Source organism: Kitasatospora sp. NPDC005856, from assembly GCF_040629945.1.
GTDB lineage: Bacteria > Actinomycetota > Actinomycetes > Streptomycetales > Streptomycetaceae > Kitasatospora.
Map to the genome: position 1 here is coordinate 1 of NZ_JBEXWT010000079.1, position 20,286 is coordinate 20,286.

The following is a 20,286-nucleotide window of genomic DNA, read 5'->3' on the forward strand; positions in this document are numbered from 1 at the left end:
CGTTCTTTCGTGTTTCCAGCTTATCAGATGTTTTCCGCTCCGTTTCCGGGGCTTCGTTCATCCAACTCGCCGGTGTCTTCCGGGGTTTGACGCCCTGTCCGACGTTTCAAACTCTAGCCGATCCCCGCTCCGAAAAGCGAATCCGGCCGCAACCCGATAAAACGCGCACACCGAATAAGCACCAGGCCGCAACGTGAAAACGACGAAGCGACCCGGCCCGAACCGGGAAGTGGTGTTTCAGAGGATTGGCCGCCCCGGGACCGTCCGCGCCGATGCGTGTCCGGTGCTCCCTGCCGAGCGACTAGAAAACACTACCCCCGTCCGGAGCCGAAGGCAAACCCGCCCCGGAGACGGTCCGGGTGCAGAGCGCCCGGCCGGGCTTCACGTACGCGCCGTTGGGGTGGTCGTTGCCGGTGACCCACTGGCGGGCGGTGGCCTCGCCGCGGCCGCCGTCGCGGTGCCGCCGGAGCAGGCGCTCCTCGCGGACCCCGTCGTCCGTGTGCACGTACCAGAGCTCGCGCAGCAGTCGGCGGGCATCGGGCCATGGGGTGTCGGAGGAGGCGAGGTAGTTGCCCTCGGTGATGACGAGCCGGGTGTGCGGGCGGACCACGTGGCGGGCGGCGACCGGTTCGTCCAGGGTGCGGTCGAAGTCCGGGGCGTAGATGTCCTGGAAGCGGTCGCCGGCGATGCGGCGCAGCAGGGCGACGTAGCCGTGGGCATCGAAGGTGGCCGGGGCGCCCTTGCGGTGGCTCAGGCCGAGGCGGTCGAGCTGGGCGCCGGAGAGGTGGAACCCGTCGAGCGGGACGTAGGCGGCGGTGCCGGGGCCTTCGGCGCGCTCGACCTCGGCGACGAGGTGGCGGGCCAGGGTGGACTTGCCGGCGCCGGGCGGGCCGGCAAGTCCGAGGATCGTGCGGGCGTTGCTGCCCGGGCCGCGGAGGAAGCCGAGGGCAAGGGCGGTGAGACGGTCCTCGTTCATGGCCGCACCTTACTGATGGCGTCCTTGCCCGGCGCGCCCCGAGCCCGGCGCGGCAGCCCTGGGCCCAGTGGGGCACCGGGCCGGGCCCGCCCGGTGCCGGCTCAGCGATCGGCGAGGGCGGGCAGGTCCAGCGTGAGGGTGCCGGCGTCGGCGTCGAGGAGGGCGGGAACGCCGAGCGGGACGGTGAGGGTGGACGGGCAGTGGCCGAAGCCCAGTTCCCAGAGCACGGGGACGCCGAGCCCGCCGAGCCGGTCGAGCATCACGTCCCGGACCCGTTCCGGACGTCCGCAGCCCTCCCAGGAGCCGAGGGCCAGCCCGGCCACGCCGTCGAGGGCGCCAGAGCGCAGGAGCTGGGTGAGCAGTCGGTCGAGCTGGTAGGGGTGCTCGTTCACGTCTTCGAGCAGCAGGATGGCGCCCTCGTACGAGGACCGGGCGGCGGGCGTGCCGCGCTCGGCGGTGAGGACGTGCAGGCAGCCGCCGGCCGTGACGCCGCGGGCCCGGCCGGGGACGAGCGGGGCGGCGGTGGGTGAGGTGAGGACGGTGACGGCGGCGGGGTCGAAGAGGGTGCGGCGCAGGTGCTCGGCGGTCGGTCCGTCGGAGACGAAGGAGGCCCCGGCGGCCAGCGGTCCGTACAGGGTGGCGAGGCCGAGGCGCTGGGCGAAGGCCTCGTGCAGGGAGCTGACGTCGCTGAAGCCGATGAAGGGCTTGGGCCCGGCGGCGCGCATCGCACTCCAGTCGAGCAGGTCGACCATGCGGTGCACGCCGTACCCGCCGCGGGCGCAGATGACGGCGTCGACGGTGGGGTCGAGCCAGGCGTTCCGGAGGTCGGCGGCGCGGTCCGCGTCGGTGCCGGCCAGGTAGCCGAGGGAGGGGTGGGTGTCGAGGACGTGCGGGGCGACGGTGACGCGCAGCCCCCAGGAGCGGAGGATCGCGCATCCGGCTTCGAGGCGTGCGGCGTCGATCGGGCCGCTGGGCGCGGCGACGACGATGTGGTCGCCGGGACGCAGGTGCGGCGGGCGGGTCAGCCCCTGGCCGGGTGCGGTCGGGTGCTGGTCCATGGGCCGGGCCACCTTTCGGGCGCGGGAGCGGGGTGCGGACGGTCGCGTTGTGGCCGCGACCGCCCGGTGACGATATGCCCCGTGTGAACCGGCCGATGTCCGGGGGCGGTGGTCCGCTGTCCGGGCGGCTCCCCCGGGGCTCCGGCGGGTGAGCGCTCTTCAGATCGCCGCTCCCATCACCTCCCGGACCTCGGCGAGGGTGGCGTCGGCGTCGGCGTTGGCCCGCTCGGCGCCGTCGCGCAGGACCTGCCGCAGGTGGGCCCGGTCGGCGGCGAGTTCGGCACGGCGGGCGCGCATCGGGCGGAGGAACTCGTTGACGGACTCCGTGACGGTGCGCTTGAGCGCGGCGGCGCCGCCGTCGCCGATCTCCTCGGCGACGGCCTCGGGGGCGCGGTCCTGGCAGAGGGCGGCGAGCAGGACGAGGCTGGAGACCTCGGGGCGGTTGACCGGGTCGTAGTCGATCCGGCGGTCGGCGTCGGTCCTGGCGCCGCGGATGATCCGGGCCGTCTCGTCCTCGGTGGCACCGAGGGCTACGGCGTTGCCCCGGCTCTTGCTCATCTTGCCGCCGTCGGTGCCGAGCAGCATCGGGGCGTCGGAGAGCAGGGCCCGCGGTCGGGGGAAGACGGCGCTGCCGTCGGCGTGCGGGTAGCGCTCGTTGAACCGGCGGGCGACGGTGCGGGCGACTTCGAGGTGGGGAAGCTGGTCCTGGCCGACCGGCACCAGGTCGGCCTTGCAGAAGAGGATGTCGGCCGCCTGGTGGACGGGGTAGGTGAACATCAACCCGCTGACGGCGGCCCGCCGGGAGTGGGCGATCTCGTCCTTGACGGTGGGGTTGCGCCCCAGTTCGGCGACGCTGACCAGGCTGAGGAAGGGAAGCAGCAGCTGGTTGAGGGCGGGGACGGCGCTGTGCGGGAAGATCGTCGCCCGCTCGGGGTCGAGGCCGGCGGCGAGGTAGTCGAGGACGAGGTTCTCGGTGTGCTCGGCGAGCCGGTCGGCGAGGTCGCGGTCGGTGATCACCTGGTAGTCGGCGACCACGACGAACATCTCGATGCCCTGGTCCTGGAGCCGGACCCGGTTGCGCAGGGTGCCGAAGTAGTGGCCCAGGTGGAGCGGTCCGGTGGGACGGTCCCCGGTGAGGACCCGGTGGGCGGTCGGGTCGTCGATCGGAACGGACGTGGCGGTCGGAACCGACGTGGCGGTCGGAACCGACGTGGCGGTCGGAACGGACGTGGCGGTCGGAACGGACGTGGCGGGCTGTGCGGCGACGGTCTCGGTGGTCAAGGTCTCTCTCCTCGGTGCGGCGGTGGTGACGGCCGTCCGGGGCGAGGGGCCCGTCCCGCAAGCGCGGGGAGCGCGGAGAACGCAGCAGGGCCGTCCATCCCGGACGGCCCTGGTCAGGCGAGTGCTGGTGGCCGTCCTAGGACGGCCACCAGCACAGGCCCACGAAGCGCTTCATGCGCCCAACAGTAATGGCGTCAGTCCTCCACGACCAGTGCCTGGGTGTCCTGGTTGAGCGTCTCGCCGCGGAAGAACTCCGGCCGGATGAAGCGGTACCAGGTCATCAGCACGGCGCCGAGCAGCAGGATGCCGACACCGATCACGAAGACCGAGCCGATGCCGAAGACCGAACCGCTGCCGTAGTCGGGGTCCCAGGCGTCGGTGAGGGTCTGGAGGAAGACCGCGGTGAGCAGCACGCCGCCGAGGAGCGGGGCGGCGCCCTTGAGCAGCAGGTCGCGGACACCGGTGCGCAGCGAGCGGCGGAAGTACCAGACGCACGCGAAGGCGGTCAGCGCGTAGTAGAAGCAGATCATCAGGCCGAGCGCCAGGATGGTGTCCTGGACGACGTTCTCGCTGATCAGGCTCATGCCGACGTAGAAGACCGCCGTGGCGATGCCGGCCGCGACGGTGGCGTAGCCGGGGGTGCGGAAGCGCGGGTGGACGGCGCCGAAGCGCGGCGGCACCGCGCGGTAGGCGCTCATCGCGAGCAGGGTGCGGGCCACCGGGATGAAGGTGGTCTGCAGGCTGGCGGCGGCGCTGGCGACGACGGCCAGGAAGAGCAGGATGCTCCACGGCGAGCCGAGCACCGGACGGGCCAGCGCGGCGAAGACGTTGTCGGCGGTGTCCGGGTTGCCGAGGCCGTTGCCGGTGCTGCCGACGCCCGCGAACATCTGGGAGGCGATCGCGACCAGCAGGTACGAGCCGACCAGGGTGACCATGGAGATCATCGCGGCGCGGCCGGGGGTCTTGGCGCTGCCCTGGGTCTCCTCGTTCATGGTCAGGCAGGTGTCCCAGCCCCAGTACATGAAGATCGACAGCGACAGTCCCGCGGTGAACGCGCTGAACGAGCTCACCTCGAGCGGGTTGAGCCAGGAGAAGGAGAAGCCGATCGAGTCGGGCAGGTCGCCGGAGGCGGCCTTGCCGATGGCGATGGCGGAGAAGAGCAGCAGCACGGCCAGCTGGAGGCCGACCAGGCTGTACTGGAACCACTTGGTGGCGGTCATCCCCCGGTAGCTCATCGCGGTGGCGCCGGCGATCAGCAGGACCACGGTGAGCAGGTGTACGGCCTTGTTCTGGTCGAGTTCGGTGACCCAGCTGCTGCCGGTCATCTCCCCGAGCATCAGGTACAGGAAGTCGGTCGCGACCCCGGCCAGGTTGGACAGCACGATGATGGTTGCCACCGTCAGCCCCCAGCCGGCCATCCAGCCGACCCGGGGGCCGAAGGCCCGCACGCCCCAGGTGAAGGACGTACCGCAGTCCGGGAAGTCCTTGTTCAGCTCCTTGTACGCGAACGCGACCAGCAGCATCGGCAGGAAGCCCGCCAGGAACACCGCGGGCATCTGGACTCCGACCGCGGTGACGGTCGGGCCGAGTGTCGCTGTCAGGCAGTAGACCGGGGCGACCGTCGAGACGCCCAGCACCACACTGCTCAGCAGGCCGACGGAACCGCCCCGTAGACCCTTGTCCCCCGCTCCCCCAGCGGTCCCCTGACTGCCGGGGACTCCACCACTGATGCCACTGACCGGGGCACCCTGCGGAGCGCCGGGCGCCATTGCCCGGCCGCTGCTCGTGTGCTCTGAGAGCTGCTGATCAAACACCAGCGCACCCTAGAGGGGGGCATGGAAGGTTGAGTAGACCAACCCTTGGTGATCTAAACCACTTGCTTCGATTCGTTCGCCATGAGGCCGTTGGGCTTGATGTATTTACGGCGCGTTAACCCATGTACCTTTGTTTCAAAGGAGTTGAGTCAAGGAAATTTCTCCCTTTTGCCAAGGTTCGACATGGTTTGCCCCTCCGATACGGAGGGCCCGGGGCCACGCTTCCCTCACATCGGATAGGTTTGCCTAACCTAAATTCGATCGTGAAAGGAGCGTCGCGTGTCCCCCACCTCCGACGACCTGGCCCTCGCCCCGCGCACCGCCACCCGCCGCAGGATCCTCACCGCGGGGATCACCGGTGCCGCGGTGCTCGGCCTCGGCGGACTGCTCACCGCCTGCGGCAGCTCGGACGGATCGGGTGGATCCGGCGGATCGGGTGGCAGCGGCGGTTCGACCCCGGCCGGCGGCGGCTCCTCCCCGAACCAGAAGTCGGTCAAGCAGGGCGGCGACGACTACGCCACCGTGATCGAGAAGATGAAGGGCTTCGGCACCGACGCCGCCCCCGGCGTCTACCCGCGCACCCTCAAGCACGCGATGGGCGAGACCGTCATCCCGGCCAGGCCCACCCGGGTCGTGGTGCTGGACACCGGCGAGCTCGACAACGTCGTCGCCCTCGGCATCCAGCCGGTCGGCGTCGTGCACACCGACGGGTCCAAGTCCCTGCCCTCCTACCTCAAGGACAAGGCCGGCAGCCCCGCCGCCGTCGGCACCATCAACAGCCTCAACCTGGAGGCCATCGCCGCGCTCAAGCCGGACCTGATCCTCGGCAGCCAGCTGCGGGCCCAGGACCAGTACGCGCAGCTGTCCAAGATCGCGCCGACCGTCTTCTCGCTTCGCCCCGGTTACCCCTGGAAGCAGAACTTCCTGCTCAACGCGAGTGCGTTCGGCCTGGAGGCCGAGGCCAAGGCGCAGCTCGACGCGTACCAGGCGACGGCCGCGGCGATCGGCGCGAAGCTCGGCGACAAGCGGCCCACCATCACTCCGCTGCGCTTCATGCCGGGCCGGATCCGGCTCTACGCGGAGCTCTCCTTCATCGGCACCATCCTCACCGACGTGCCGCTGCCGCAGCCCGAGATCGAGCGGGTCCAGGAGCTCGCGGTGGAGGTCAGCCCGGAGCAGATCGACAAGGCCGACGCCGACTGGATCTTCTACGGCGTGTACGGCAGCCCCAGCTCGACCAGCCAGGACGCGGTGCTGGGCGGCGCGCTCTGGAAGACGCTCGGGGCGGTCAAGTCCGGTCAGGCCCGGCCGGTTTCGGACGAGACCTGGTTCCTCGGGCTCGGCGTCATGGCGGCGAACGCGGTGCTCGCCGACCTCAAGGGCTTTGTCGCGCCCGCTGGTTGATCCCCTGAGCGGCCCCGGGGGTCGACCCCTTGGCCGATACCTTGACCGACCCCTTGGCCGATACCTTGGCCGATCCTGCCCGGTGGGGCGGGATCGGGGTCGGAGTCGGGTCGGGTCCGGGTCGGAGGGCGGAACCAGGCGTGGTTCCGGTCGTGTGGCAACGGTGTGCGTCCTGCGGCGTCTTGGGTGATCCGGGGGTGATCCCACGACGGTTCGGCGGTGGTATCGCGCACACCGTCGGGTTCGACGCTTGGAGCTGATCGCGTGGTGCGGGAGGATCGTCGGAACCGTTCCCCGAAGGGCCCGCAGATGACCTCGCTCCACCCCACCGCCATCGACCCGTCCCTTCCCGGCCCGCCCGGGGACAGCGCCGGTTCCTCGCCCCCGCCCACCATGACGGACCCGCCCGCCGCGGCCGTCCCGGTGTGCTCGATCGCGACCGTCGTCGAGCCCGGTGCGGCCGCGACCGGCTTCCCGGAGGGAGTGGCGCGCCAGGCCGGCTCGGCACGCCCCGACTCGGTGCCGCAGCCGCGCAGCCGGTACGACGCGGAGGCGCCGCCCGTCCTGCCGGCGGACGCGTACCGCCGACCGGTCCCGGACGTAGCGGCCCTTTTCGGCCTGGACGCGGGGGCCGAGGAAGCTCCGGCCGCGTCCGCCGCGCCCGCCGACCGGGCTGCCGCGACGCCCGAGACCCTCCGAGGGCCGGACGGAGGCGAGCCCGGGTTCGTCCGTTTCGGGTCCGCCACCGCGCCTTCCGAGGGCAGCCCGTCGGAGGGCGGCCCGTCCGTGCCGGCGCAGCGTTCGGTGCGCGAGGAGCCGCGGATCCTGGGGTCCCGGCGGCCGTCGCCCTCGCGGCGTCTGCGCCGGATGCACCCGCAGGCCGGCCAGAGCGGGCAGGGGGCGACCGCACGGGAGACGGCCGCGTCCGGCCCGGCCGGAACGGGCCTGCCGGGTACCACCGGTCGGGCGCACGAACGTGCCGGTGCGACGGGCGCGGCGGCGCAGGGGCCGTCGTCCGGAGCTCCCGGCGTCCTCGATGCCGGTCCCGCCGGCGTCGACGCCGCCATCGGCCACTCCGCCGGGGCCCCGTGGGCCGAACCACCGCTCGGCATCCTGATCGGCGCCGGCCCCGCGGAGGCCTTCGGTCGGCCGGAGGAGCGGGCGCCGGTGCGGGTCGCGGCCCGGCCGATCCGGGTCGGCCGCGGCACCTGCCTGGTGGTGCTGCCCTCCTGGCGGCCCGCCATCGCCGTCTCGGTGTCGACCGATCAGCTACTGACCGCGACCGGGCTCGGGTTCGACCAACTGATCGACGCCCAGCTGACGGTGCTGATGAACCCCGTCGCGCTGCACGACCGGGAGCTGGAGCTGCACGGCTGGGAGCCCGGTCCGGCCGGGCGGTCCCGGCGCGGCGGGCGCGCGTAGCCCTCCGGCGGGCCTGTTCGGCGGATACCGTTCGGCGGAGCCCGGTCTCGGTGCCGGGCGCCGCTTCGGCACCGGGCCGTACGGGCCTAGCGGGCCCGACGGGTGACCGGGGCGTTCGGGACGTATCCGAGGTCGACCGGTACCGGCGGTCGACCGTCCACGGCCCAGCCCGCCCGGACCGTCTCCAGCAGTTCCGGCAGTGCGGGCGGCCAGAGCGCGTCGGCGTTCTCGTCGGCGAGGTCGGCCACGGTCCACCAGCGCCAGTCCAGGATCCGGTCGACGGCGTGCACCTCGCTGACGTCGCCGACCGGGCCGCGGTGCGGTCCGCCGGTGAGGTAGATGTGCTCGTGCTGGCGGACCGGGGTGCCGTGCCAGGTGAAGTCGTGCTCCCAGGTGCAGAGCAGCGGGCCGGGTTCGAGGTCGCTCCAGCCCGTCTCCTCCCACAGCTCGCGCCGGGCGCCGTCCCACGGGGTCTCGCCCGGCTCCAGTCCACCGCCCGGCATGGTCCAGTGCACGCCGACCTCGTCGTTGTCCGAACGGAGTAAGAAGACCGAGCCGTTCTCGTCCAGGACCACCGTGCGGGCGGCCTGCCTCGGCTTGCGGTTGCGGAAGCGCAGCGGATTTCGCATCGGGTCACTCTCGCAGGGGCCGGCCGGGGCGTCGAGCGGATTCGGCACTCCGGTCGGGTGCTCGGGCCGGCCGGTCCGACGTGGCGGGCACGGGATCCGCCCGCCGACCGTACTCTGACGGCCATGCCCGAACCCGCGATCATCTTCCCCGCCGATCCGCTCAACCCGCGTCGGCCCGATCCGCACTTCGCCTGGGAGGCCAGGATGCTGCGGGAGTTGGGCGGCGAGCACCACCTGGTCGACCACGACGCGCTGCTCGCCGGGCGGGCCGAGGAGGCCGTCCGGCGGGTGCCGGGGGACAGCGGACCGCTCTGGTACCGCGGTTGGATGCTGCCCACCGCCCGGTACGCCGACTTCGCCGCCGCGCTCGCCGCCCGCGGCGGCAACCTGCTGACCAGCCCGCCCGGGTACGCGGCGGCCCATGAACTGCCCGGCTGGTACGACGTGTTCGAGGGCGCGACCCCGGCCAGTGCGTGGATCCCGTCCGACGGGCCGGTGGCGCCCGGGCCCGACGAACTGGCGGAGGCCGCGGCCCGGCTCGGCGGGCACGGGCCGGCGATCGTCAAGGACTACGTGAAGTCGCGCAAGCACGAGTGGCGCGAGGCCTGCTACGTACCCGAGTTGGCCGACCTGGCGGCCGTCGGGCGGGTGGTGGAGCGGTTCGTCGAGCTGCAGGGCGAGTACCTGGCGGGCGGCGTGGTGCTGCGGAGGTACGAGGAGTTCGAGGGCGTGGGCGCCCCGGCGGAGGGGCCGGTCGGCGCGAACGGCCCGAGCGGTGCGGCCGACACGAGCGGTGCGACCGATGCGCGCGGGGTGTCCGTTGCCGCCGGTGCGGCCGGGCCGGAGCACGCTGACGGCGGCGCGCCGTCGGGCGGCGGGCGGGCCGTGGAGGCCCGGGTGTGGTGGCTGGACGGCCGGCCCGTCCTGGTCGGCCCGCACCCGGACGGGCCGCGGCGGGCCGTAGAGCCCGACCTCACCGGTGTCCCGGCGCTGGTCCGCAGGCTCGGCTGCCGCTTCGTCACCACCGACCTCGCCAGCCGGGCGGACGGCTCCGGCTGGCGCGTGGTCGAGGTCGGGGACGGGCAGGTCAGCGAACTGCCGCGCGGGATCGACGTCTCGGGGCTGCTGGCCTCGCTGATCGCCGCCTGACGGTTCACGCGTCGAGGACCGCCAGGCGCCTGGTGGAGGGGCCGGGCCGCGGCCGGGCGGGGTCGCGGCCGGATGCCGCCCCGGCTGCGGGGCGGCCTGTCCGGGTGCGGGGCGGCCTATCCGGCGGCGACGGCCTCGGCCGCCGTGTGGCCGTCGGCGATGAACGCCTGCCAGAGCCTGGCGTAGGCGCCGCCCAGGGCGAGCAGTTCGGCGTGCGTGCCGTCCTCGACCACCCGGCCGTGGTCCAGCACGACCACCCGGTCGGCGCGCTCGGCGGTGGTCAGGCGGTGGGCGATGACCAGGGTGGTCCGCCCGCCGCTGAGCCGGTCCGCGGCATGGTTGACCGCGGCCTCGGTGGCCAGGTCGAGCGCCGCGGTGGCCTCGTCGAGCAGCAGGATGTCCGGATCGACCAGCTCGGCCCGGGCCAGCGCGATCAGCTGACGCTGACCCGCCGAGAGGTTGCGCCCGCGACCCGCCACCTCGTGGTCGTAGCCGCCCGAGAGCCGGACGATCATGTCGTGGGCGCCGACCGCCCGGGCCGCCTCCTCCACCTCGGCCGCCGACGCGTCCGGCCGACCGTAGGCGATGGCCTCCCGGACCGTGCCCGCGAACAGGTACGCCTCCTGCGGCACCACACCCAGGCGGTGGCGGTACTGGGCCAGGTCGTAGCGGGTGAGGTCGACCCCGTCCACCCGGACGGTGCCCTCCGTCGCGTCGTAGAACCGGGCGACCAGCTTCACCAGCGTCGACTTCCCGGCTCCCGTCTCGCCGACCAGCGCCACCGTCTGCCCGGCCGGAATGTGCAGGTCCACGCCGCTCAGCACGGTCGGGGCGCCGTCCGCACCGCCGTTGTAGGCGAAGCCGACCCCCTCGAAGGAGATCTCGCCGCGCAGGCCCTTGGCCACCGGCACCGGATCGGCCGCCTCGGCGGTGGTGGTCGGGGTGCGCAGCAGCTCGCGGATGCGGCCGAGGCCCACCGAGGCCTGCTGGTACCCGTCGAACACCTGGGACAGCTGGTTGACCGGCGCGAAGAACAGGTCGATGTAGAGCAGGTACGCGACCAGCGCGCCGACCGTCAGCGTCCCCGCGTCGACCCGGGCCGCGCCGACGATCAGCACCAGCGCGGCGGCCACGCTGGAGAGGAACTGGACGAACGGGAAGTAGAGCGAGATGTAGAGCTGGGCCCTGACCCGGGCCTCGCGGTAGGCGATGCCGCGGGCCACGAAGCGGTCGGTGTTGGTGTCCAGACGGCGGAACGCCTGGACGATCCGCATGCCGGCCACGTTCTCCTGGAGGTCGGCGTTGACGGTGCTGATCAGGTCGCGGGAGCGCTCGTACTGGTCCCTGGACTTCTTGCGGAACACCAGGGTGGCGATCACCAGCAGCGGCAGGACGGCGAAGACCACCAGCGCCAGGCCGGCGTCGATGATCAGCAGGGCGGCGAAGATCCCGGCGAAGGTCAGCAGGCTGACCACGGCGGTGACCATGCCGGTCTGGAGGAAGGACGTCAGCGAGTCCAGGTCGGTGGTCATCCGGGTCATGATCCGGCCGGTCAGCTCGCGCTCGTAGTAGTCCAGGCCGAGCCGGTTGAGGTGGGCGAAGATCTTGAGCCGGAGCGTGTAGAGGACGCGCTCGCCGGTACGGCCGCTGACCCGGTTCTCGGCGCCCTGCACCACCCAGTCCAGCAGCACCACGACGAGTGCGGTGAGCGAGGCGACCGCGACGCCGGACATCAGGCCCTTGCGGACGCCCTCGTCGATTCCGTGCCGGATCAGCACCGGCAGCACCAGTCCGGCCGCCGCGTCCAGCGCGACCAGGACGAGGGCGAGGAGCAGCGGGGCGCGGAAGGAGCGCAGCAGGTGGCGCAGGGTGAAGTCGGGGTCGCCGGCCTCGGCCTCGGCGCGGGGGACGGCCGGGGTGTCGGAGGCCGGCGGCAGGGCCGCGACCTTCGCCAGCAGGTCGGGGTCGGCGGAGCGGGCGGCCTTGGTCAGGGCGGGGGTGGGGAGGACGGGAGTGGCCTGGGGTCCGGGGGTTCCGGCGGTGGGGGCGGTTCCGTCGGCGGGGGCGCCGTCGGCGGCCCGCTGCCCGGTTGCCCGCTCGGGCTCCGCCGGGGACGCCGGGTCATCGGATGCCGTGTCGGGGGTGGGCTGCCGGTCGGTGCGACCGGCCTCGGGGTCGGTGATCAGGGCCCGGTACTGGGGACATCGGGCTTCGAGTTCCTCGTGCGTTCCGAGGTCCAGCAGCCGGCCGCGCTCCAGGACGGCGATCCGGTCGGCGAGCTGGAGGGTCGAGCGGCGGTGGGCGATCAGCAGCGTGGTGCGGCCGGTCATCACCGAGCGCAGCGCGTCGTGGATCTCCGCCTCGATCTGCGGGTCCACCGCCGAGGTGGCGTCGTCCAGCAGCAGGATCCGGGGGTCGGTGAGGATCGCCCGGGCCAGGGCGATGCGCTGGCGCTGGCCGCCGGAGAGGGTCAGGCCCTGCTCGCCGACCTTGGTGTCGTAGCCGTCCGGCAGCGCGCGGACGAACTCGTCGGCCTGAGCGGCGCGGGCTGCGGCGACCACCTGCTCGTCCGTCGCGTCCGGGCGGCCGTAGGCGATGTTGGTGCGGACCGACTCGGAGAAGAGGAAGCTCTCCTCGGGGACGATGCCGACCGTCGAGCGGACCGAGTCCAGGGTGAGGTCGCGCAGGTCGTGGCCGTACAGGCGGACGGTGCCGGCGGCCGGGTCGTAGAAGCGGGGCACCAGCTGGGCGACCGTCGACTTCCCGGAGCCGGAGGCGCCGACCAGGGCGAGGGTCTCGCCGGGGGCCAGCTTCAGGCTGAGGCCGTGCAGGACGGGGGCGGGGTGCTCGGGGTCGTAGCGGAACTCGACCTGGTCGAACTCCAGGGCGACGTCGGGGGTCCGCGGGCCGACGAGGGTGCGGGCGGGGGCGGCGGCCGTGGCGCCGGCGGTGGTACCGGCTGAGGCGTCGGCGGAAGTGTCGCTCGCCGGGGTGCCGGTGCGCGTGAGGTCGAGGGTGCGGGCGTCCGGGCGCTCCTGGACCAGCGGGCGCTCGTCGATCAGCTGGAGGACGCGCTCGACGCCGGCCCGGGCCTGCTGGCCGACGGTGATGACCATGGTCAGCATCCGCACCGGGCCGGTCATCTGGGCGACGTAGGTGGAGAAGGCGACGAAGGTCCCGAGTGTGACCCGGCCGTCGACGGCCAGCCAGCCGCCGAAGGCGAGGACGCCGACCTGGGCGAGCGCCGGGATCGCCTGCATCGCCGGGTTGTACCGGGCGTTCAGCCGGATCGACCGCAGCCGGGCCGCGAAGAGGTTGTGGGAGGCCGCCTCCAGCTTGTCGAGCTCCTGCGCCTCCTGGCCGAAGCCCTTGACCACGCGGACGCCGCCGATCGCGCCGTCCACCACGCCCGCCACCGCGGCCGCCTCCTGCTGGGCGGCCCAGGTGGCGGGGAAGAGGCGCTTGCGGCTGAGGACCGAGACCCACCACAGCGCGGGGGCCATGACCAGGGCGATCAGGGTGAGCGGCGGGGACAGCCAGACCATCACGGCCAGCGACATGACGAACATCAGCAGGTAGCCGGTCATCATCGGCAGCATCGAGAGCAGCCCGTTGACCAGCTGGAGGTCGGAGGTCGCCCGTCCGATCACCTGGCCGGTGTCCAGTCGGTCCTGGCGGTGGCCGTCGAGTCGGCCGAGCGAACGGAACAGGTCGCTGCGCATGTCGTGCTGGACGTCGAGCGCGAGCTGGCCGCCGTAGTAGCGCCGGACCTGGGTGCAGCCGAAGACCAGGAGGGCGGCGAGCAGCAGCACCACCGCCCAGGGGGCCAGCGAACGGGTGTGGGCGACGATGACGTCGTCGATGATCAGCTTGGTGACCAGCGGCACCAGCGCGGTGACGGCCATGCCGAGGAGCGAGGCGCCGAAGGCGAGCAGCAGGCTGCGGCGGGACCGCCAGCTGTAGCCGACCAGACGGCGCAGCCAGCCGGCCGACTCGGCGCCCTCGGCAGCCGGCCCGCTGTTGCCGGCGGCGGTCTGCGGGCTGTCGGCGGGAGCCTCCGGGGTCGGGCCGGGGGCCGGGGGGCCGCTCGGGGATTGCTCCACCGTGGATCCGTGAGTCTCAGGCATATTTAGGGATGCTAACCATTTCGTCGAGTGGCCGCCATGGCGTTTCCGACCCGGATGGGTTCGGGGTCGGCCGGGGACAGCCTCGATCGTCCGGCCGGGCGGACTGGCCAACAGCCGACGGCCTGCGGTGATTCCCGGGCGGACACCCGAACGGCCCACTCCCCCGGCCGTCTCCAGGATCGCCGACAGGCCCGCGTGGCGCCCAGCGGCCGGGGACGGGCGGGAGCCGTCCGTTGGGACTAGGCCTCGGGACGGGCTGCCGCCGCGTCCCTCACGCGTCGGCCGTGCCCCTAATGCACACGCGGCGCCCCTCATGCACACGCGGCGCCCCCTCACGTGCTCGCCGCGTCCCTCACGCGCCGGCGACGGCCCTCAGGCGCCCGGGGAGGCCGAGCCCTCGGCGGAGGCGCCGGTCGATGCCGCGGCCGCCGTGAACGCGCCGTGGGCGAGAGCGTGGAGCAGCGCGGCCATGCCGTCGCGCTGGAGGGCGGCGCGCTCGCCCTGGTCGGGGTTCGAGCCGAGGCTGTGCGGGGTCGAGTTGATCAGACCGAAGACGGCGTGCACGGCGGCCCGCGCCACCGGCTCGGCGGCGGGGTCGGCCAGCGGCGGGTAGGCCTGCCGGACCACGTCCACCCAGAGCTCGACGTAGCCGCGCTGGAGCCGGCGGACGGTGCGCCGGTCCTCCTCCTTGAGGTTCAGCAGTTCGCGGTCGTGCAGGGTGATCAGGTCCCGGTCGTCCAGGGCGAAGTCGACGTGGCCGCTGATCAGCGCGTCCAGCGTGGCGGCCGGGCCTTCGCCGCCGCCGGCGCGGCGGCGCCCCTCGTCCAGCAGGCGCTCGCTGATGTTGATCAGCAGGTCCGCGAGCATCGCGTCCTTGCCGGCGAAGTGCCGGTAGAGCCCGGGGCCGCTGATCCCGACGGCCTTGCCGATCTCGTCGACGCCCACGCCGAGGAAGCCCCGGGCCGCGAACAGCCTCGCGGCCTCCCGGCGGATCTGGTCGCGACGGGGGAGTGCGGAGGCAGCGGGGACGTTGGGCATGCCGTCCATCGTAGACAGTCGGGTTATCGGCCGTTAACCTGGGCGCGCAAGTTAACGTTAATTAACGTGCGATCACGGTCGGACCGCACCCGGCTGCCCACCTGGTGCCGAGGGCAAGGGAGCTCTTGGGAATGGTCATCTCAACCGCCGGCACATCCGCCGACGTCCGGCTCGGCGCAGCGCCCGGCACGGCGGCGCCCGGTGCCGCACCGGCCGCGGCCGCCGCACCGGCGCCCCGGCTCGGCAGCTCCGCCGACCCCGGCTCCGAGGCGTACCGCGCCAACACCGAGGCGCACCGGGCCCTGGTCGCCGAACTGCGCGCGAAGCTCGACGCGGCCGCCCTCGGCGGCGGTGCCAAGGCCCGCGCCCGGCACACCGCCCGCGGCAAGCTGCTGCCCCGCGATCGCGTGGACACCCTGCTCGACCCGGCCTCCCCCTTCCTCGAGCTGGCCCCGCTGGCCGCCGACGGGATGTACGACGGTGCGGCGCCCGCGGCCGGGGTGATCGCCGGCATCGGCCGGGTCGCCGGACGCGAGGTGGTGGTGGTCGCCAACGACGCCACCGTCAAGGGCGGCACCTACTACCCGATGACGGTGAAGAAGCACCTGCGCGCCCAGGAGGTCGCGCTGGAGAACCGTCTGCCCTGCGTCTACCTGGTGGACTCCGGTGGCGCCTTCCTCCCCATGCAGGACGAGGTCTTCCCGGACCGCGACCACTTCGGCCGGATCTTCTACAACCAGGCCAGGCTCTCCGCCGCGGGCATCCCGCAGATCGCCGCGGTGCTCGGCTCGTGCACGGCCGGCGGCGCGTACGTTCCGGCGATGAGCGACCAGGCCGTGATCGTCCGCAACCAGGGCACGATCTTCCTCGGCGGCCCGCCGCTGGTGAAGGCCGCCACCGGCGAGGTGGTCACCGCCGAGGAGCTGGGCGGCGGCGAGCTGCACTCCCGCACCTCGGGCGTGACGGACCACCTGGCCGAGGACGACGCCCACGCCCTCTCCATCGTCCGCACGATCGTCGCCGGACTCGGCCCGCGCGAGGCCAAGCCGTGGCCGCTCGCCCCGGTCGAGCCGCCGGCCGTCGACCCGGCGGGCCTGTACGGAGCCGTGCCGGTGGACCCGCGCACGCCCTACGACGTGCGCGAGGTGATCGCCCGCCTGGTGGACGGCAGCCGGTTCGCCGAGTTCAAGGCGGAGTACGGCGCCACCCTGGTCACCGGCTTCGCCCGGATCCACGGCCACCCGGTCGGCATCGTCGCCAACAACGGCGTGCTGTTCTCCGAGTCGGCCGTCAAGGGCGCCCACTTCATCGAACTGTGCGACCAGCGCGGCATCCCCCTCCTCTTCCTCCAGAACATCACCGGGTTCATGGTCGGCCGGCAGTACGAGGCCGGCGGCATCGCCAAGCACGGCGCCAAGATGGTCAACGCCGTCGCCTGCACCCGCGTCCCGAAGCTGACCGTGGTGATCGGCGGCTCGTACGGAGCCGGCAACTACTCGATGTGCGGCCGGGCCTACTCGCCTCGCTTCCTGTGGATGTGGCCGGGCGCCAAGATCTCCGTGATGGGCGGCGAGCAGGCGGCCTCCGTCCTCGCCACCGTGCGCCGCGACCAGCTGGAGGCCCACGGCGAGCAGTGGCCGGCCGAGGCGGAGGAGGAGTTCAAGCGCCCCGTCCGCGAGCAGTACGAGCGCCAGGGCAACGCCTACTACGCCACCGCCCGGCTCTGGGACGACGGTGTGATCGACCCGATGGACACCCGCACCGTCGTCGGTCTCGCGCTCACCGCCTGCGCCAACGCCCCCCTGCCGGCACCCGCTCCGTACGGCGTCTTCCGCATGTGATCCCTCCTCGTGTCACTCCCGCGTCCGTGATCCCTCCCTTCCGGGTGTGACTCCCCGCGGCGCCGGCCCACCCGGCCGGCGCCCCGACCGCCCACCGCCACCTCCTTACTTACGGCTCCCCTCGACCGGAGGAACGCCTCCCATGTTCGACACAGTTCTGGTCGCCAACCGCGGCGAGATCGCCCTCCGGGTGATCCGCACCCTGCGGCGGCTCGGCGTCCGCTCGGTCGCCGTGTTCAGCGACGCGGACGCCGACGCGCCGCACGTCCGCGAGGCCGACGTCGCGGTCAGGCTCGGCCCGGCCGACCGCAGCGACAGCTCGGCGGCCGAGACCTACCTGCGGACCGACCGGATCCTCGCCGCCGCCCGCCGCACCGGCGCCCAGGCCGTCCACCCCGGCTACGGCTTCCTCGCCGAGAACCCCGGCTTCGCGCGCGCCTGCGCCGACGCGGGCCTCGTCTTCATCGGACCGCCGCCCGGCGCGGTCGAGCTGATGGGCGACAAGATCAACGCCAAGGAGGCCGTCCGGTCCGCCGGCGTCCCGGTGGTCCCCGGCAGCCAGGCCACCGCGCCCACCGACGAGCAGCTCGTCGCCGCCGCCGACGAGATCGGCTACCCGGTGCTGCTCAAGCCGTCCGCCGGCGGAGGCGGCAAGGGCATGCGGCTCGTGCGGGACCGCGCCGACCTGCCCACCGAGATCGCCGCCGCCCGCCGCGTCGCCCGCACCGCCTTCGGCGACGACACCCTGCTGCTGGAGCGCTGGGTCGACCGGCCGCGCCACATCGAGGTGCAGGTGCTGGCCGACGCCCACGGCACCACCGTCCACCTCGGCGAGCGCGAGTGCAGCCTTCAGCGCCGCCACCAGAAAGTGATCGAAGAGGCTCCCTCCGTTCTCCTCAATTCCGAGACCCGCGCCGCGATGGGCGCCGCGGCCGTCCGCGCCGCGGAGTCCTGCGGCTACACCGGCGCCGGCACCGTGGAGTTCATCGTCCCCGGCATCGACCCGGACGCCTCCGCCTCCGCCTCCGAGGGGGTGCGGGACTTCTTCTTCATGGAGATGAACACCCGTCTCCAGGTGGAACACCCCGTGACCGAACTCGCCGTCGCGGTCGGCGCGGACTCGGCCGGGCTCGACCTGGTCGAGTGGCAGGTGCGCGTCGCCGCCGGCGAACGGCTCTCCTTCACCCAGTCCGATGTCTCCTTCCGGGGCCACGCCATCGAGGCCCGCATCTGCGCCGAGGACCCGGAACGGGACTTCCTGCCCACCGGCGGCCGCATCCTCACCCTGGACGAGCCCCGGGGCGAGGGCATCCGCGTCGACTCCGGGGTGGCTGCCGGAACCGTCGTCACCAGCTCCTACGACCCCATGCTCGCCAAGGTCATCGCGTACGGGCCCGACCGCCCGACCGCGCTGCGCCGGCTCCGCGCGGCGCTGGCCGACACCCGCATCCTGGGTGTCACCACCAACACCGGCTTCCTGCGCCGACTGCTCGCACACCCCGAGGTCGCCGCCGGCCGACTGGACACCGGCCTGGTGGAGCGCACGGCCCAGGAGCAGCCGGCCCTGCTCACCGCGCCGTACTCCCCCGCGAACGCGACCACCCCGGACGCGCCCGCGTCGGTCGAAGCACCGTCGCCCGCTCACCTCCTCTACTTCGCGGCCGCGCTGGCACGGCACCTGGAACTCACCCCTGCCACCGACCCCGTCGGCTGGACCAACCCGTTCTCCCTTCCCTCCGGCTGGCGCCTGGGCGGTACCCCTGCCTGGACCACCCACCGACTCCGCACCCCCGGCCAGGACCCGGTGGCGGTGAGCATCCGTTCGATCACTGCGGGCAACGTAGCCGATGCCACTGACAATTCCGCCGGGACCACCCGCGAGGTGGAGCTCCGGCTCGACGAGGGCCCCGCGCACCGCGCCCGCGCGACCCTGGCCGGCGACCGGCTGCACCTGACCGTCGACGGCCTGCGGACCACGTTCTCGCTGGCCACCGACGCCACCCCCGGCCTCGCCGCCGGACCGGTGACCTGGCTCGGCGTCGAGGGCGACGCCTGGCCGCTGCACGCCTACGACCCGGTCGTCGAGAGCGCCGCCGGGGCCGGGGCGCACCACGGCGCGCTGACCGCCCCGATGCCCGGCACCGTCACCGTCGTCAAGACCGCGGCGGGCGAGGCGGTCCGCAAGGGACAGCCCCTGCTCGTGCTGGAGGCCATGAAGATGGAACACGTGATCGCCGCGCCGCACGACGGCGTGGTCACCGAGCTGCGGGCCACCGCCGGCGCCACCGTCGCGATGGAGGACCTGCTGGTCGTGGTCGCCCCGGTCGAGGACGCGGCGGCCGAGGACGCCGCGGCCGACCCGGTCGCGGCCCCCGCCGAGCCCGCGGAGGTCCGGTCGTGACCGCCCCCGCCCGCGAGCCCGACGCCCTCGATCTGGGCCTGCCCGACCCGGTCCGCGCCCCCGGCCTGCCCGAGGAGGTCCGGATCCACGAGGTCGGACCGCGCGACGGCCTGCAGAACGAGAAGGCCCTGGTGCCGGTCGAGGTCAAGGCCGAGTTCATCGCCCGGCTCGCGGCCGTCGGCCTGCGGACCGTCGAGGCCACCAGCTTCGTTCACCCGAAATGGGTACCGCAGCTGGCCGACGCGGAGGAGCTGGTCCCCCGGCTCGCCGGCCTGCCGGAGCGCCACGCCGGTCTGCGGCTGCCGGTGCTGGTGCCCAACGAGCGCGGCCTGGACCGCGCGCTCGCCCACCACGTCTCCGACATCGCGGTGTTCGCCAGCGCCACCGAGACCTTCGCCCGCCGCAACCTCAACCGCTCCGCGGACGAGGCCATGGCGATGTTCCGCCCGGTCGTGGCCCGGGCCACCGAGGCCGGGATCGCCGTCCGCGGCTACCTCTCGATGTGCTTCGGCGACCCGTGGGAGGGCCCCGTCCCGGTCGACCAGGTGGTCCGGTACGGCGTGCAGCTGCTGGAGCAGGGCTGTACGGAGCTGAGCCTCGGCGACACCATCGGCGTGGCCACTCCGGGCCAGGTCAGCGCCCTGCTGGCGGGCTTCGCGCGGGCCGGCGTCCCGGTCGACCGGCTCGCCGTGCACTTCCACGACACCTACGGCCAGGCGCTCAGCAACACCCTCGCGGCGCTGCGCGAGGGCGTCACCACGGTGGACGCGTCGGCGGGCGGCCTGGGCGGCTGCCCGTACGCGAAGAGCGCCACCGGCAACCTGGCCACCGAGGACCTGGTCTGGATGCTGCACGGGCTCGGCATCCGGACCGGCGTCGACCTGCGCTCGCTCGTCGCGACCAGCGGCTGGATGGCCGAGCGACTCGGCCGCCCGAGCCCCTCCCGCACCGTCCAGGCGCTGCTCGGCTCCACCGGGAGCTGACCCGGCCGCACCCGTCCGCGGCGACGGCCGCCCGCACCACCCGGTCGGCGCCGCGCACCACCCGCACCGCTCGATTCCCTTCCGTTCATCACATCGTGCGCCCGTCATACCGTTCGACGGACGCCGGTCACCCCGCTCACGCCCGCGGCCGGCCCGGCCGGGC

The 20,286-nt window shown here is 73.6% G+C and carries 14 protein-coding genes; 7 read left to right on the forward strand and 7 right to left on the reverse strand.

Translation table 11 applies throughout. The features are described from left to right. A partial coding sequence (locus ABZ449_RS32720; RefSeq protein WP_360353415.1) for a hypothetical protein occupies positions 1-197 on the forward strand: 197 nt, incomplete at its 5' end. 104 nt (positions 198-301) lie between these two features. Here the strand turns inward: ABZ449_RS32720 and ABZ449_RS32725 are convergent. The 4 genes from ABZ449_RS32725 to ABZ449_RS32740 all read right to left on the reverse strand — a co-directional run bounded on the left by ABZ449_RS32725 (position 302) and on the right by ABZ449_RS32740 (position 5,084). Further along, entirely contained in the window at positions 302-976 is a 675-nt protein-coding gene (locus tag ABZ449_RS32725; RefSeq protein ID WP_360353417.1) for a nucleoside/nucleotide kinase family protein, read from the reverse strand. A gap of 101 nt (positions 977-1,077) precedes the next feature. Beyond that, positions 1,078-2,034 carry an LD-carboxypeptidase gene (locus ABZ449_RS32730; RefSeq protein WP_360353418.1) on the reverse strand — a complete coding sequence of 319 codons (957 nt, stop codon included), beginning with the start codon at positions 2,032-2,034 and terminating at the stop codon, positions 1,078-1,080. A 159-nt stretch (positions 2,035-2,193) separates the two neighbouring features. Next, positions 2,194-3,198 carry a tryptophan--tRNA ligase gene (trpS, locus tag ABZ449_RS32735; RefSeq protein ID WP_360353460.1) on the reverse strand — a complete coding sequence of 335 codons (1,005 nt, stop codon included), beginning with the start codon at positions 3,196-3,198 and terminating at the stop codon, positions 2,194-2,196. Positions 3,199-3,509: 311 nt separating this feature from the next. Continuing rightward, positions 3,510-5,084, reverse strand: coding sequence for an APC family permease (locus tag ABZ449_RS32740; protein ID WP_360353462.1), 1,575 nt, complete (start codon positions 5,082-5,084; stop codon positions 3,510-3,512). A gap of 324 nt (positions 5,085-5,408) precedes the next feature. On the opposite strand from ABZ449_RS32740, the gene ABZ449_RS32745 reads away from it, so the two are divergent. Both ABZ449_RS32745 and ABZ449_RS32750 read left to right on the forward strand, forming a co-directional pair. After that, positions 5,409-6,533, forward strand: coding sequence for an iron-siderophore ABC transporter substrate-binding protein (locus tag ABZ449_RS32745; RefSeq protein WP_360353420.1), 1,125 nt, complete (start codon positions 5,409-5,411; stop codon positions 6,531-6,533). A gap of 309 nt (positions 6,534-6,842) precedes the next feature. After that, complete coding sequence (locus ABZ449_RS32750; RefSeq protein ID WP_360353422.1) at positions 6,843-7,955, forward strand: hypothetical protein; 1,113 nt, start codon at positions 6,843-6,845, stop codon at positions 7,953-7,955. 86 nt (positions 7,956-8,041) lie between these two features. Here the strand turns inward: ABZ449_RS32750 and ABZ449_RS32755 are convergent, their stop codons facing one another. Beyond that, positions 8,042-8,584 (reverse strand): NUDIX domain-containing protein, encoded by a 543-nt coding sequence (locus ABZ449_RS32755; RefSeq protein WP_360353424.1) that lies wholly within the window; start codon positions 8,582-8,584, stop codon positions 8,042-8,044. Between the two features lie 123 nt (positions 8,585-8,707). Between ABZ449_RS32755 and ABZ449_RS32760 the strand changes: the two genes are divergently transcribed. Beyond that, positions 8,708-9,733: an ATP-grasp domain-containing protein gene (locus ABZ449_RS32760; RefSeq protein WP_360353425.1), complete on the forward strand. Its 1,026-nt coding sequence runs from the start codon at positions 8,708-8,710 to the stop codon at positions 9,731-9,733. Positions 9,734-9,849: 116 nt separating this feature from the next. Here the strand turns inward: ABZ449_RS32760 and ABZ449_RS32765 are convergent, their stop codons facing one another. After that, on the reverse strand, positions 9,850-13,860 hold the full coding sequence (locus ABZ449_RS32765) for an ABC transporter transmembrane domain-containing protein (protein WP_360353427.1): 4,011 nt from the start codon (positions 13,858-13,860) through the stop codon (positions 9,850-9,852). 372 nt (positions 13,861-14,232) lie between these two features. After that, a complete protein-coding gene (locus tag ABZ449_RS32770; RefSeq protein WP_360353429.1) occupies positions 14,233-14,898 on the reverse strand; it encodes a TetR/AcrR family transcriptional regulator in 666 nt (221 codons plus the stop codon). A gap of 131 nt (positions 14,899-15,029) precedes the next feature. On the opposite strand from ABZ449_RS32770, the gene ABZ449_RS32775 reads away from it, so the two are divergent. From ABZ449_RS32775 to ABZ449_RS32785, 3 genes are all read left to right on the forward strand, one after another. After that, positions 15,030-16,739: a carboxyl transferase domain-containing protein gene (locus ABZ449_RS32775; RefSeq protein WP_360353430.1), complete on the forward strand. Its 1,710-nt coding sequence runs from the start codon at positions 15,030-15,032 to the stop codon at positions 16,737-16,739. 142 nt (positions 16,740-16,881) lie between these two features. Beyond that, a complete protein-coding gene (locus ABZ449_RS32780) occupies positions 16,882-19,140 on the forward strand; it encodes a biotin carboxylase N-terminal domain-containing protein (protein ID WP_360353432.1) in 2,259 nt (752 codons plus the stop codon). Between the two features lie 32 nt (positions 19,141-19,172). Then, the gene (locus tag ABZ449_RS32785; RefSeq protein ID WP_360353463.1) at positions 19,173-20,123 is read left to right on the forward strand and encodes a hydroxymethylglutaryl-CoA lyase; all 951 of its coding nucleotides are present in this window, start codon (positions 19,173-19,175) and stop codon (positions 20,121-20,123) included. The last annotated feature ends 163 nt before the right edge of the window (positions 20,124-20,286 follow it).